1 protein-coding gene is annotated in these 296 nt (G+C 52.4%); it reads left to right on the forward strand.

The features are described from left to right. On the forward strand, positions 1–296 hold a 296-nt coding region (locus PGX78_RS09430; protein WP_270446712.1), incomplete at both ends, for an aminotransferase class V-fold PLP-dependent enzyme.

Below are 296 nucleotides of genomic sequence, written 5' to 3' on the forward strand. Positions count from 1 at the left end.
CCCCTCTCATCGCCGGCGGCACGGGGAGTCTGTCACATACGGAAGAAATGCCTGACTTTCTTCCCGACCGTTTCGAATCGGGTACTTTAAACCTGCCCGGAATCATAGGCCTTCATGCGGCCCTTGACTTTATCAAAGCGGAAGGTATGGAAAATATCCATCATAAAGAAATGGTTCTTACGGCCCGTTTCTTAAACGGAATCTCCGACCTGTCCGGACACAAGGGACTTCTAGGCCCTCAGGGTATAGGCGGCATGGTTATTCCCGACTCGTTGGCGACAATCATGACCCCTCTC

The sequence above is a fragment of the Megasphaera sp. AF13-6AC genome, assembly GCF_027685385.1.
GTDB classification, from domain to species: domain Bacteria; phylum Bacillota; class Negativicutes; order Veillonellales; family Megasphaeraceae; genus Megasphaera; species Megasphaera micronuciformis.